Origin of the sequence: Phenylobacterium sp. (assembly GCF_031425575.1) — a bacterium.
Lineage (GTDB): Bacteria > Pseudomonadota > Alphaproteobacteria > Caulobacterales > Caulobacteraceae > Phenylobacterium.
Genome location: NZ_JANPJP010000240.1, coordinates 1 through 12,986 on the forward strand (window position 1 = coordinate 1; position 12,986 = coordinate 12,986).

Consider the following 12,986-nt stretch of genomic DNA (forward strand, 5'->3'; position numbering starts at 1 on the left):
GATATCGGCGTAGTTCATCGCCTTCGCGCCACCGGCCTTCGCCAGCGTAATCGTGATCGCAGCCGTCAGCGTCGTCTTGCCATGGTCAACGTGACCAATCGTGCCGATGTTGCAGTGCGGCTTATTGCGTTCGAACTTTTCCTTGGCCATGGGATCCTACGGGCGTTTGAGAGATGGAGCGGGTAGCGGGAATCGAACCCGCGTATTCAGCTTGGAAGGCTGCTGCACTACCATTGTGCTATACCCGCCGAGGTGGGTGCTCGTGACCGAGCCTCCATTATAGAGCGTCGCTCCGGCGCGTGGTGGGGGAAGTAGGACTCGAACCTACGAAGGCGTACGCCAGGGGATTTACAGTCCCCCCCCTTTGCCACTCGGGACATTCCCCCAGCGCGCTCGGAGCCTCACCGAAGGCCGAACAAAACCCTCCGCTGATCGGTGCGACCGGTGTTAAAGCCGGGCGCGAGCAGCGGAAAACCAGTCCGGTCCCCGATTTGGAGTGCGCCTTATAGTGTCGTCACACAGCGAACGCAACGCGCCCTGGAAGGGTTCTAAAAACGGGCCTCGCGGACGGGGTCCGGGACGGCGCGACGCCGTGTCCGACGACTGGCTCTGGGGCTGGCACGCGGTCACCGCCGCCCTGGCCAATCCGGCCCGCGAACCGGCCGACCGGCTGCTGGCCACCCCCGAGCGGGCCAAGGAGCTCACCGCCCGATTCGGCCGGAACCCGGCGCTGGAGATCGTCGAGACCGGCGTCATCAGCCACAACCTGCCCGGCGGCGCGGTACACCAGGGCCTGGCCCTGCAGATCGCCATGCTGGATTCGGTGGCGCTGGAGGAATTCGAGGCCAAGCCGGGCGCCGTCATCCTGATGCTGGATCAGGTGACCGACCCGCAGAACGTCGGCGCCATCCTGCGCTCGGCGGCGGCCTTCGGGGCCAGCGGCGTCATCCTGCAGGATCGCCATGCGCCCAAGCTGACCGGAGCCCTGGCCAAGGCCGCGGCCGGAGCCGTCGATCAGATCCCCACCTCACACGTGGTGAACCTGTCGCGGGCGCTGGAGACCTTGGCCGATCTCGGCTGGCGGGCCGTGGGCCTGGACGGCTCAGCGCCTCAGAACCTGGAACAGGCACTGGACGGCGCTCCGACCGTGCTTGTGCTGGGCTCGGAGGGCGACGGCTTGCGCCGCCTCGTCGCCGAACATTGCGACGCCCTTGGCAAGATTCCCATGCCGGGCGGGTTCGAGAGCTTGAACGTGTCAGCTGCCGCCGCCGTAGCGCTCTATGAGGCAAGTCGCACTCGCGCCTGAGGTGAATCGGATACCCGTTACACGATTCAGGCTTTTGCTTTCTCCTCCAGAGCGTGATTTGTTGCGTAACTGTTAAGGTTTAGGGCCAGTGTACGGTTCTGATCTCGGCATGGGATGGGGGCCCCAATGGCGATTACGATTACCAAGTGGATGTTGCGTGGTGCGACCACGGCGGCGCTTCTGGCGCTCGCCGCCTGTAGCGGACCAAGTTCTCACGAGGTCGCCCCGCCCCCGGACGCCTATACCCAGGCCCCGCCTCCGGAGCTGATGGGCGGCGCCCCTGGCGCACACTATGACAGCAGCGGGCTGGCTGGCGGCCCCAGCGGGGGCCAAGCCGCCCAGGGCTCCGCCTATCGGGATCCGCCGCGCAATGTGAATCGCCTCGTCACCTACCGGCGCGCCGACGGCGTTCTGGTCACCGCCATGCGGCCGGTGCCGAACCCTGAAGACATGTCGGCCCGTGAACGCCGGCTGGTCTACGGCAACCGCTATGCGCCGCGCGCCAATGTCTCGGCCCCGCCGCGTGTCCGCCGGCCCGCCGCTCAGGCCTACTCTCCTCCGGCCAAGCCGGTCGCCCGGCCAGCCGTTGTCGCACCCCGCCCGGCGGTGGTGGCGGCAAAGCCGCCCGCGCCCGTCGCCAAGCCGCTCGCTTCCGCCGCCAAGCCGGTGGTCGCCGCGGCGCCCAAGGTCATTGAACAGGCCAAGCCCGCGGCCGCGCCGAAGCCTGCGCCTCTCCTGGCCAAGGCGCCCCAGCCCACCTTCCCGGCCACGGGCCTGGCGGCGCCCGCCGATCCCAAGCTCGCCAAGCTGCAGACCGCGGTCGGCGGCGAGGTGGCGGCGGGATCCAAGCTCACCGTGCCGGAGGCCGTCACCAAGGGCGACGCCGGCCAGGTCAGCCTGAGCCTGCCGCAGACCCTGCTGGCGACCCTCCAGCGGGAGGCCGCCAAACTCGGTCTCACCAAGGCCGCCAAGAACGCAGAGGTGACCGCCACCCTTTCTGGGACTGGCTATGAAATCACCCCGAACGGTCCCCAGACCGCCAAGCTGAAGACCGGCGAGGCCGCAGCCTTCAACTGGCAGGTCAAGCCGGGCGCCGGCGAACGCGGCCCGCTGAAGGCCGACGTCGACGCCGGCCTGACCGGTGTGAAGCCGCCTATGACCTTCTCGCTGGCCAGCATCGAGCAGGCGCTCGCCGCCGTGATGCCGCAGGCCCCGGAGAAGAAGCCGGGCTTCAGCTTCCAGGGCCTGCTCAGCAAGCTCACCATCCCGGGTATGAAGGACGTGTCGGTGCCAGGCGTGGGCCCCGTGCCGTCCAACAAGGTGGTGGCCGGGGCCCTGGTCCTCGCCGCGCTCGCCCTGCTGATCGCACTTGCCCGCGGCGCCGGAGAAAGCCGTCGTCGCGCCGAGCGCCGCCGGAAGTTCCGCACCATGACCGACTACGGCGCGACGTCGCATCAAGAGCCGGAAGACCACCACCAGGGCGTCGCCGCACCCCTGGCCGCCGCGGCAGCCGGAGCTGCGGCGGCCGGCGCTGTGGCCGCGCATCACCACAACGAGGGCCATGGCGACGGCCACGGCCACGGCCACGATGCGCACGGCGCCCATGACACACATGCGGCGCACGGCGACCACGCAGCGCAAGACGCCCACGGTAACGCTGACGCCCATGACGGTCATGGCCATGCGGCGCACGATGACCATGCCGCGCACGATGCTCATGGTCACGGCGAGGCTCACGACAGTCATGGCCACGGCGCCCACGCGGCGCACGACGACCATGCCGCGCACGATGCCCATGCCGCGCACGACGCCCACGGTCACGCTGACGCCCATGACGGTCATGGCCACGGCGCCCACGCGACCCATGACGACCATGGCCACGCGGCGCACGGCGACCATGCCCAGACCCACGCCGTCGCCCACGATGACCACGGTCACGCCCCCACCCAGGGTCATGACGATCACGGTCACGGCGCCGACCATGGCCACGACACGCATCACAAGCAGCCCGAGCACGCCCACTAGGGTCACCCTCCCTCCCCGCTCTGGGGAGGGAGAAGCCCGCCTTGCCCTGCGTGGCGGGTCGCGGCATTGAGAGGCGATGCGTCTCTTTGTCCCGCCCCTGCCCGCCGCCGGCGGCCTCGCCGCCCACTTCCCGGTCGCCATGTTCGACCCGCCGCTGAACGGCGAAAACGCCGTGGCGATTGGACCGCTGGACGCCGGTCCGCCAGAGACTCAGCGGCTACACATGATCTGGGATGGTCATCGCACCGTCGTGGTCGACCTGGGGCGTGTCGGCACCTATAACGCCACCCTGCCAGCCTCCCTCGCCATCACGCCCGACGAAGTCGCGGCCCAATACGCCGGACGGAACTAGCCATGGAAACTCTCTTCAGCCCCGACTTCCTGGCGGCCGGCTCCGCCTTCCTGCAGGTCATGATGATCGACCTGGTGCTGGCCGGCGACAACGCCGTGGCGGTAGGCCTGGCCGCCGGCGGCCTGCCGGCGGAACAGCGGCGCAAGGTGATCATGTGGGGCCTCGCCGCCGCCGTGGTCATGCGGATTGGCTTCGCCCTCATCACCACCCAGCTGCTCGGGATCATCGGCCTGCTGTTCGGCGGCGGGATCCTGCTGCTCTGGGTCTGCTGGAAGATGTGGCGCGAGATGCGCGAGCAAGCCACCCACGCCCAGGCCGAGGCGATCTCCGAGAACCCGCCCGAGCGCGAGGCCAAGACCTTCAAGGCCGCCTTCCTGCAGATCCTGATCGCCGACCTTTCCATGAGCCTAGACAACGTCCTGGCCGTGGCCGGCGCGGCGCGCGAACACCCCTCGGTGCTGGTGTTCGGCCTGATCTTCTCGATCGCCCTGATGGGCATCGCCGCCAGCTGGATCGCAAACCTGCTCCAGCGCTATCGCTGGATCGGCTATGTCGGCCTGGTGATCGTGCTCTACGTGGCCCTGCACATGATGTGGGAAGGCCACCGCGACGCCATCCAACGCCTGGGCTATACCCCGGCCTACAACGCCGCCGCGCCTGACTTCCTTGACATCAAGCCCGGGAAGCACTGACCCCGAAAGCAGAACGGCGCGCCAGGTCCGGGAGGGCACCTGGCGCGCCGAGGGTCGGACATCGCGTTGAGGGACGGGAATTGACGTCCGGCCTTGATTTGCACAATGGCGGCGTGCGCTTGAACCTTGGCTGAACGAGGCTTGGCGCCGGGCGTTCACATTCCCCCGGAACGAAGCTGCGCCATTGGAGTTGGGAGTCTGGCGACGAGCCCAACACTGCGGTCGCCAAGCAGGAAAGTCCCCGAACCACGTCCCACGGGGGTTTTCCTGCGGTGCGGACGCCTCCCTACTTCTTCAGGTCCGGCCGCGAGGCCAGGAACGCCGCCTTCTCGGCGGCGGTCAGCACCTTGCCGGGCTTCATGCGGGCGACCTTGGGGGTCGGCGGCGCATAGGTGCGGGGGTTATCCTTGGACGGCGGTTTCATGATGGGCCCCTGCTTTGGACTTCCACCATCGCACATTCCCGCGCGGTCAGGCGACAGTTTGCGGACGCAGAACGCGGCCTCGGCTAAACCCCTGCCATGGACGAAGCGGTTGCGGTGATCGGCGGTGGGCCGGCGGGTCTGATGGCCGCCGAGGTGCTGAGCGCCGCGGGTCGGCCGGTCACGGTCTATGAGCGCATGCCGAGCCTGGGGCGTAAGTTCCTGATGGCCGGCCGGGGCGGGCTGAACCTCACCCACTCGGAGGACTTCCGGCCCTTCCTCGGGCGATACGGCGCGGCGGGCAGGAGGCTGAAACCCTTGCTGGAGGCCTTCACGCCCGGCGACCTGATCGCCTGGGCGGAGGGCCTGGGTCAGGGGACCTTCGTAGGGTCCAGCGGCCGGGTGTTTCCCAGGAGCCTGAAGGCCTCCCCCCTGCTCCGCGCCTGGCTGGCCCGGCTGGACGCCCAGGGCGTGAGGTTTCGCACCCGGATGACCTGGTCCGGCTGGACCGAGGACGGCGCCCTGCTGTTTGAGAACGGCGAGACGGTCCGCCCGTCCGCCACTGTGCTGGCCCTGGGCGGAGCCAGCTGGGCCAAGCTGGGTTCCGACGGGGCCTGGGCGACGTTCCTGGCCCGCCAGGGCGTTGAACTGGCGCCCTTCGAGCCGGCCAACGGCGGCTTCGCGGTGAACTGGAGCCCGGTCTTCAAGGAGCGATTCGCGGGCCAGCCACTGAAGGCCATCGCCGTCACCCACGGCCGCCGCACGGTGCGCGGCGAGGCCGTGGTGGCCGCCTATGGCGTCGAAGGCGGCGCCATCTACGCTCTCTCCTCCGATCTGCGCGCGGCGGTCGCGGCCGAGGGGTCGACCGCCATCGAGATCGACCTACGCCCCGACCTTACGACAGCGCAACTCCGCGCCCGCCTGGACCGCCCGCGTGGCGCCCAGTCGGCGGCCACCTACCTGCGCAAGGCCGCCAACCTCTCGCCGCTGGAGATCAACCTGCTGCGGGAGGCGCACGGTGTCGCCCTGCCCGCCGACCTGGCCGCCGCCATCAAGCGCGCGCCACTTAAGCTGACGGGATTACAGGGTCTTGCGCGGGCAATCTCCACAGCGGGCGGGGTGCGCCTCGACGCCGTAGATGAGCACCTGATGCTGAAAGCCCGGCCTAGGGTCTACGTCGCTGGCGAGATGCTGGACTGGGAGGCGCCTACCGGCGGCTACCTTTTGCAAGCCTGCTTCGCCACGGGCGCGGCGGCGGCTCGCGCTATCCTGGCTAGACACTCAGGTGCGGAATGATCCAGCGGCGGGGATACTGCCACCCCAGCGCCCGGACCTGACCATCGGCGAGACCCAGGGTCTTCATCAGGGTCGCCGGAACCTGGCTGATGGCCTGGACCGGCTCGAGCCCGTCCACGGGGCTGGAGGCGACGATCCCGGCCTTCAGCGCATGATCGACGCCGGTCCATTCGGCCTTGGCCCGATCCGCGTGGCCCACGGCGTAATAGTGGCGCAGGAAGGCCTTCTCCTCCGGAGTCTGCACCATCACGCCGATCAGCCAACCGCCCGCCATGCCGACCCTGATAGGGCCGATAGGGCGGGCGGCCAATAGCTAGAACGGCAAGCTAGAACTCGGCCGAACCGCCGTCGCAGGGAACGGTCGTCCCCGTGGTGTAGGCCGAGGCCCGTGAAGACAGGAAGATCGCCACCCCGGCGATGTCTTCCGGGGTGCCGATGCGGCCGCGCGGGTTGCCCTTGGCGATGGCGTCGCCGGCGCGGGCCAGGGTCGCGGCCATCATGTGGCTGGGGAAGGGTCCGGGCGCGATGGCGTTGACGCAGATGTGCTCAGGCGCGAGGCGCTTGGCCAGGTGGCGGGTCAGCATGATGCAGCCGGCCTTGGAGGTGGAGTAGGAATAGGTCTCCAGGCCGGGGGGTTCGATGCCGTTCACCGAGGCGATGTTAATCACTCGGGCGGGGTCCTCGTGAGTGGCGGCGGCGCGCAGTTGCGGCAGCAGCTTCTGGGTCAGGAAGAAGACCGACTTGGTGTTGAGGTCCACCACCTTGTCCCAGCCGCTCTCCGGGAACTCGTCGATGGGAGCGCCCCAGGTGGCGCCGGCGTTGTTGACCAGGACGTGGAGCTTTTCCTCACGCTCGGCGATGGCGGCGGCCAAGCCGGTGATGCCGTCCATGCCCCCCAGGTCGAAGGGCAGGGAGATGCAGGTCCCGAACTCCGACAGCTCCTCGGCCACCCGGTCGCAGACCTCGGCCTTGCGCGAGGAGATGTACACCTTGGCTCCGTTCTCGACATAGCCGCGGGCGATCATCTCGCCGATGCCGCGGCTGCCGCCGGTGACCAGAACGACCTTGCCTTCAACGCTGAACAGATTGCGCAATGGAGCTTCCTCACGAAACGAATGACCGGCGTCAACGCGCCGTTGAAAAGCGGACTTTATGGCGAGGGTTACTGCGGGACGCGAGGCCTTTCCGCGTGGTCAGGGCAGTTTTCGAGTTGAGGGTATGGCGCTGCAAGCGGGCTTGCGGCTGAGCGATCTCCCGTTCAAACCGCTCGCCATGAGTGAGATTTCAGACGTAGCCTATGACGCCCAGGTCCTGGCCGAGATGTCGGCCTGGCGCGAACGCGTGCTCAGGCCGGCCGGGGCCTTCGACAAGGCCGCGCGCAATGTGCAGGACCGGATCAACAATCTGATCCCGGAGAAGGTGCACGGCGTCATCACCGGCGCCATGGAGCAGATGACCCGGGCCATCCTGACCGGAGCCGACTACACCAGCCCGCCGCCGGTCGAGGGCGCCACCCTGCGGGCGCGCGAGGCTCAGGCCCGCGACAAGATCATGGCCTGGCGCACCACGGCGGCGGCCGAGGGCGGGGTGGCGGGCACCGGCGGCTTCCTGCTGGCGGCGGCCGACTTCCCGGTGCTGATCGGGCTGAAGATCAAGCTGCTGTTCGATTTGGCGGCGATCTACGGCCACTCCGGCGACGACCTGGCCGAGCGCCTCTACATCCTGCGGATCTTCAGCCTGGCCTTCTCCAGCGCCTCGCGCCGGCCCGAGGCCTATGGCGCCCTGGCCGACTGGGACAGCGCCCGGGCCATAGCGGCCGGCGGCCTGGAAAGCCTCGACTGGCGCCGGTTCCAGCAGGAGTACCGGGACTATATCGACCTGGCCAAGCTGGCCCAGATGATCCCGGTGATCGGTGCGCCGGTGGGCGCCTTCGTCAACTACCGTCTGCTGGACCGCCTCGGCGAGACGGCGATGAACGCCTACCGGATGCGCTGGTTCGCTGAGGCCGACACCTAGGCTTCGGCCTCGACGGGCTCCGGCCCGCCGAAACGTTCGAGCCAGGCGGCGATCTGATCGTTGTCGATCTTCTTGAACAGCACCTCGGGGGCTTCGACCTTTCGGCCGGCGGGCAGGATGTCGAGGACGCCCTCCCCCGTCGGCCACTGGCCCGGGAACCCCTCGCCCACGCCGCCGGCGATCTTCGCCGCCGCGAAGGGGATGAAAGGCTCGGAGACCTTGGCGAACAGGGCCACCAGGTTCAGGCCCGTGCGCACCGCGACGGCCGCGCGGGCGGGGTCGGTCTTGATGGCGGTCCAGGGGGCGGCCTCGGTCAGGTACTGGTTGCCCAGCACCCACAACTGCCGCAGCGCCTGAGTGGCCTTGCGGAAGTCGATGGCCTCCATCTGCTCGTCCAGCTCGGCCAGCTTGGCCGCGACGTCGGCGTGGAGCTTCTCCTCCAGAGCGCCAGGCTCGCCGCCCTCGGGGACCACGCCCTCGAAGCGGGTCTCGGTGAACTTCAGGATGCGGTTGACGAAGTTGCCCAGCACGTCGGCCAGGTCGGCGTTCACCTGGGCCTGGAACTGCTCCCAGGTGAACATGGTGTCGCTGCTCTCCGGCGCATTGGCCATGATCCACCAGCGCCAGTAGTCGGCGGGCAGGATCTCGAGCGCGGCGTCGATGAAGACCCCGCGCTGGTGGGTGGTGGAGAACCGGCCGCCGTAATAGTTCAGCCAGTTGAAGCCTTTCAGCGTGTCTACCAGCTTCCAGGGCGCGTTCGACGACGGCCGCCAGGAGCCGTCAGCGTTCTTCGTCTCGTTGGAGCCGAACAGGGTGCAGGGGAAGCCCACGGTGTGGAAGGGCACGTTGTCCTTGCCCATGAACTCCACATAGCTGACGTCGTCAGCCGCCGGGCCGCGCCACCAGCTTTCGTACTCGGTCTCGCTGGCCGGGTCGGCGCCCGGCTTGGCCGCCGACCATTCCCAGGTCGCGCCAATGTACTCGATGGGCGCGTCGAACCAGACGTAGAACACCTTGCCCGCGAGACCCGCCACGTCGGGGCGCTCGCCCGCCGGGTTGGGGCCCCAGTCGGCGGCGTTGACCGGCACGCCCCATTCCAGGTCTCGGGTGATGCCGCGGTCCTGCAGCCCCTCGTCCAGCCACTTCAGCGCCGTGGAGGTGACCAGGACCGGCCACTTGCCCTTCTTGTCGGTGATCCAGTCCCGCAGCTTGCCGTCGAAGGCGGTCTGCTTGAGGAACAGGTGCAGGCTGTCGCGGATCTCGATGTCTTCTGAACCCGACACCGATGAGCGCGGATGGATCAGGTCCACCGGGTCGAGCTGGCGGGTGCAGTTGTCGCACTGGTCGCCCCGGGCGGCGTTGTAGCCGCAGTGCGGGCAGGTGCCGACCACGTAGCGGTCGGGCAGGAAGCGCTTGTCGGCGTTGGAATAGACCTGCTTGGTCACCCGCCCCTCGATGAAGCCGGCCTCCCACAGCCCCTGCGCAAAGCGCTGGGTCAGGGTGCGGTTCTGCAGCGAGGACGAGCGGCCGAAGTGGTCAAAGCTGATGCCGAAGCCGGCATAGAGGTCGCGCTGGATCTGGTGCTGGTCGTCGCAATAGGACCGCACGTCCTGGCCCAGGGCCGCGGCGCCCAGCTCGGCCGGGGTGCCGTGCTCGTCGGTGGCGCAGATGTAGAGCGTCTCGCGCCCTCGCGACCGCTGGAACCGCGCATAGACGTCGGCCGGCAGCATGGAGCCCGCCAGGTTCCCCAGGTGCTTGATCCCATTGATGTAGGGCAAGGCCGAGGTGATGAGGATGCGGGACATGTGCGGACTCGAAATGAGGAGTGGCGGTAAGCGCGGCTTATAGGGCGCCCCATCGGGTTTCCCCAAGCCGCCCGCGCAAGAGGCCTGCGCTTTCGCCTAGGCCTTCGCCGTCCGCGCCGCGAACCAGGGGATCAGGCGGCCGATGGCCTCCTCGATCAGCGGCGTGGAGACCGCGAAGCTGAAGCGGATGAAGTGGCCGCCCTCGACGGGATCGAAGTCGAGCCCCGGAGCGGTGGCGACGCCGGTCTCACGCAGCAGGTCCTTGCAGAACCCCAGGCTGTCCTCGGTCAGATGGCCGATATCGGCGTAGATGTAGAAGGCGCCGTCCGGCGGCGCGATCTGGGTCAGGCCCAGCTTCGGCAGGGCCGCCAGCAGCAGGTCGCGGTTGGCGCGGTAGACCTCGACATTGCCGTCCAGCTCTTCGCGTTCGTCCATGGCCGCCAGGCCCACATGCTGGCTGAGGCTCGGGGCGGTCAGGAACAGGTTTCCGACATAGGCCCTTGCCCGTGACAGGTCCCGCGCCGGCGCCAGCAGCCAGCCAAGACGCCAGCCCACCATGCTGAAATATTTGGAGAAGCTGTTCACCACCAGGGTGTCGGGCTCGAACTCCAGCATCGAGTGCGCCGGGCCGACATAGCTGAGCCCGTGATAGATTTCGTCGGAGACGATGCGGATGCCGCGCTCGCGGCAGACCTGGGCGATGGCCTCCAGTTCCGTAGCCTCGATGATGGTGCCGGTCGGGTTGGCCGGGCTGGCGACGATCACGCCCTGCGGCGCGGGGTCGAGGGCGGCCAGGTGCGCGGCGGTCAACTGGAACCGGCTTTCCGCGCCGCAGGGGATTTCCACCGGCTCCATGTGCAGGGCCTTGAGCGTATTGCGGTAGGCCACGTAGCCCGGCCGCGCCAGGCCGACGCGGTCGCCGGGGTCGAAGACGGAGGCCAGGGCCAGGACCAGGGCCGGCGAGGCGCCGCAGGTCAGGATGATCCGCTCGGGCGCGACGGTGACGCCATAGGTTTCGAGATAGTGCCGGGCGATACGGTCGCGTAGCGCAGCGCTCTCCCAGTAGCCGCCGCGGTCGGCGTCCAGCATCTCGTGGGCCACGGCGATGGCCGCCTGCGGCGCCCCGGTGGAGGGCTGGCCGAACTCCATGTGGATGATCGACGCCCCCTCGGCCTTGAGCCTGTGGGCGAGCGTGCTGATGCCGATGGCGTGGAAAGGGTCGATCTGCGCCGGCATCACAAAGGTCCCTTGAAGACGAAGACCGCGCCCGCTGCGATCAGCAGGAAGCCGATGCCATGATTCAGGGTCAGCCGTTCCCCCAGATAGGTGACCGAGAACACCGCGAAGACCGCCAGGGTGATGACCTCCCGCATGGCCTTCAGCTCCATGGGATCATAGACGCCCCGCCCGATCCTGTTGGCGGGGACCGCCAGGCATTACTCGAAGAAGGCGATACCCCAGCTCGCCAGGATCAGCAGCCAGATCGGCCGGTGCTCCACCTTCAGGTGGCCGTACCAGGCGAAGGTCATGAAGACGTTGGAGGCGATCAGCAGGAGGATCGGGGCTACGGCCGCCGTGGTCATGGGCATGTGGGGGCTCCGGCTGGGACGCACATCGATTTGGCACTTAACGCAGGCGACCGCAGCCCTATAACCTTGGCCGACGCAAAGGGGAGACGGCGATGAGGGGGTGGAGGAAGCAGCTGAGCGCGGCTGCGCTCGGGTTGGCGGCTCTGGTGTTGGGGTCCTGCGGCAAGGGCGGCGCCGAGACCCTGCATATCTACAACTGGTCGGACTATATCGATCCGGCCATCCTCACCGACTTCACCAAGGAGACCGGGATCAAGGTCGTCTACGACACTTTTGATTCCAATGAGGTTCTTGAGACCAAGGTGCTGCAGGGAAATACCGGCTACGACCTGGTGGTTCCCTCCAACCACAACGTCCCCCGCTACATCTCCGCAGGCGCCGTCCAGCCTTTAGACAAGGCCCAGTTGCACGGGCTCGCCAACCTCTGGCCCGAGATCATGGAATATATGGAGCCCTTCGATCCGGGGGCGAAGTACGCGGTGCCCTACATGTGGGGCACCATTGGCATCGGTTACAACAAGGACGCCATCGCCAAGCGTCTACCCGGCGTCGCCATCGACAGCTGGGATGTGGTCTTCAAGCCGGAGAACCTTGCCAAGCTGAAGGACTGCGGGGTCTACTGGCTCGACGCCTCGGAGGACATGTACGCCGTCGCCCTCAACTATCTGGGCCGGAACCCAAACTCCACCGACCTGGCCGACTACAAGGCGGCGACGGAGATGTTCCTGAAGGCCCGTCCCTACGTCAGCAAGTTCCACTCCTCCCAGTCCATCGAGGCCCTGGCCAACGGCGATATCTGCATCGCCATCGGCTATTCCGGCGACATGCTGCAGGCCAAGAGCCGCGCGGCCGAGGCCGGCGACAAGGTGCATCTCGACTATGTGGTGCCCAAGGAAGGCAGCCAGGTCTGGTTCGACGTCTTCACCATCCCCAAGGACGCCCCGAACCCCGCCGCGGCCTATAAATTCCTGAACTACATGCTGCGTCCGGAAGTGATCGCCCGAGCCTCGACCTTCACGGAATACGCCAACGCCAACAAGGCGGCGACCGCCTTGGTCGATCCGGCCGTGCGGGACAATCCCAACGTCTATCCAACGCCGGACCAACTCCACACGCTGTTCGTCACCGCCAGCAAGGACCAGACCCTGCTGCGCGACGTGAACCGCCAGTGGACCCGGGTGCAGACGGGCCAATGACCACCTTGCGGCGGCCGCGCCTGAACATCGGCGCTGTCCGCTCCAGCTTCGCGCCCTGGACCGATCCGACCCTGAAGCCGCTGGTGCGGTTCGAGGGCGTGACCAAGCGGTTCGGGACCGAGATCGCGGTGAACGACGTCTCGCTCACGATCTATGAGAGCGAGTTCTTCGCCCTGCTCGGCCCCTCGGGCTGCGGCAAGACCACCCTGATGCGCCTGCTCGCGGGATTCGAGACCCCGGACGCCGGACGCATCACCCTGGCCGACCAGGATCTGGCCGGCCGGGCGC

At 68.0% G+C, this 12,986-nt stretch carries 14 protein-coding genes, 2 tRNA genes and 1 pseudogene; 8 read left to right on the forward strand and 9 right to left on the reverse strand.

What is annotated here, in order from left to right; all coding sequences use genetic code 11:
- The 3 genes from RMO97_RS13505 to RMO97_RS13515 form a co-directional block, all read right to left on the reverse strand.
- Positions 1-150: GTP-binding protein (locus RMO97_RS13505; RefSeq protein WP_304781287.1), on the reverse strand; the 150-nt coding region annotated here is incomplete at its 3' end.
- A gap of 24 nt (positions 151-174) precedes the next feature.
- Positions 175-248 (reverse strand) — tRNA-Gly (locus RMO97_RS13510).
- A 52-nt stretch (positions 249-300) separates the two neighbouring features.
- Positions 301-386: transfer RNA gene (locus tag RMO97_RS13515), tRNA-Tyr, on the reverse strand.
- Positions 387-592: 206 nt separating this feature from the next.
- Here RMO97_RS13515 and rlmB point away from each other — a divergent pair.
- From rlmB to RMO97_RS13535, 4 genes are all read left to right on the forward strand, one after another.
- Positions 593-1,306 carry a 23S rRNA (guanosine(2251)-2'-O)-methyltransferase RlmB gene (gene rlmB / locus RMO97_RS13520; protein WP_310541575.1) on the forward strand — a complete coding sequence of 238 codons (714 nt, stop codon included), beginning with the start codon at positions 593-595 and terminating at the stop codon, positions 1,304-1,306.
- A gap of 126 nt (positions 1,307-1,432) precedes the next feature.
- Positions 1,433-3,331, forward strand: coding sequence for a stalk-specific protein X (locus RMO97_RS13525; RefSeq protein WP_310541576.1), 1,899 nt, complete (start codon positions 1,433-1,435; stop codon positions 3,329-3,331).
- A gap of 76 nt (positions 3,332-3,407) precedes the next feature.
- Positions 3,408-3,683 carry a hypothetical protein gene (locus tag RMO97_RS13530; protein ID WP_310541577.1) on the forward strand — a complete coding sequence of 92 codons (276 nt, stop codon included), beginning with the start codon at positions 3,408-3,410 and terminating at the stop codon, positions 3,681-3,683.
- Positions 3,684-3,685: 2 nt separating this feature from the next.
- Positions 3,686-4,375: a TerC family protein gene (locus RMO97_RS13535; RefSeq protein ID WP_310541578.1), complete on the forward strand. Its 690-nt coding sequence runs from the start codon at positions 3,686-3,688 to the stop codon at positions 4,373-4,375.
- Between the two features lie 286 nt (positions 4,376-4,661).
- Here RMO97_RS13535 and RMO97_RS13540 read toward each other — a convergent pair whose 3' ends face one another.
- Positions 4,662-4,799: a hypothetical protein gene (locus tag RMO97_RS13540; protein ID WP_293492266.1), complete on the reverse strand. Its 138-nt coding sequence runs from the start codon at positions 4,797-4,799 to the stop codon at positions 4,662-4,664.
- A gap of 96 nt (positions 4,800-4,895) precedes the next feature.
- On the opposite strand from RMO97_RS13540, the gene RMO97_RS13545 reads away from it, so the two are divergent.
- Positions 4,896-6,092, forward strand: a complete 1,197-nt coding sequence (locus RMO97_RS13545) for a TIGR03862 family flavoprotein (RefSeq protein WP_310541579.1) — start codon at positions 4,896-4,898, stop codon at positions 6,090-6,092.
- Here RMO97_RS13545 and RMO97_RS13550 read toward each other — a convergent pair.
- Complete coding sequence (locus tag RMO97_RS13550; protein WP_310541580.1) at positions 6,070-6,366, reverse strand: hypothetical protein; 297 nt, start codon at positions 6,364-6,366, stop codon at positions 6,070-6,072. The two genes, RMO97_RS13545 and RMO97_RS13550, sit on opposite strands and share 23 nt — an antisense overlap.
- Before the next feature lie 52 nt (positions 6,367-6,418).
- On the reverse strand, positions 6,419-7,186 hold the full coding sequence (locus RMO97_RS13555; protein ID WP_310541581.1) for an SDR family oxidoreductase: 768 nt from the start codon (positions 7,184-7,186) through the stop codon (positions 6,419-6,421).
- Positions 7,187-7,364: 178 nt separating this feature from the next.
- Here RMO97_RS13555 and RMO97_RS13560 point away from each other — a divergent pair, with 178 nt between their 5' ends.
- Positions 7,365-8,108: an EcsC family protein gene (locus tag RMO97_RS13560; protein WP_310541582.1), complete on the forward strand. Its 744-nt coding sequence runs from the start codon at positions 7,365-7,367 to the stop codon at positions 8,106-8,108.
- Here RMO97_RS13560 and metG read toward each other — a convergent pair.
- From metG to RMO97_RS13575, 3 genes and pseudogenes are all read right to left on the reverse strand, one after another.
- The gene (gene metG, locus RMO97_RS13565) at positions 8,105-9,913 is read right to left on the reverse strand and encodes a methionine--tRNA ligase (RefSeq protein WP_310541583.1); all 1,809 of its coding nucleotides are present in this window, start codon (positions 9,911-9,913) and stop codon (positions 8,105-8,107) included. The genes RMO97_RS13560 and metG overlap by 4 nt on opposite strands.
- Before the next feature lie 96 nt (positions 9,914-10,009).
- Positions 10,010-11,149 carry an aminotransferase class I/II-fold pyridoxal phosphate-dependent enzyme gene (locus RMO97_RS13570; protein WP_310541584.1) on the reverse strand — a complete coding sequence of 380 codons (1,140 nt, stop codon included), beginning with the start codon at positions 11,147-11,149 and terminating at the stop codon, positions 10,010-10,012.
- Positions 11,149-11,502 (reverse strand): annotated as a pseudogene (locus tag RMO97_RS13575) (DMT family protein). Before RMO97_RS13575 ends, RMO97_RS13570 begins: the two are co-directional and overlap by 1 nt.
- Positions 11,503-11,594: 92 nt before the next feature.
- Here RMO97_RS13575 and RMO97_RS13580 point away from each other — a divergent pair.
- Both RMO97_RS13580 and RMO97_RS13585 read left to right on the forward strand, forming a co-directional pair.
- On the forward strand, positions 11,595-12,698 hold the full coding sequence (locus RMO97_RS13580) for a polyamine ABC transporter substrate-binding protein (RefSeq protein WP_310541585.1): 1,104 nt from the start codon (positions 11,595-11,597) through the stop codon (positions 12,696-12,698).
- A partial coding sequence (locus RMO97_RS13585; protein WP_310541586.1) for an ATP-binding cassette domain-containing protein occupies positions 12,695-12,986 on the forward strand: 292 nt, incomplete at its 3' end. The genes RMO97_RS13580 and RMO97_RS13585, both read left to right, overlap by 4 nt.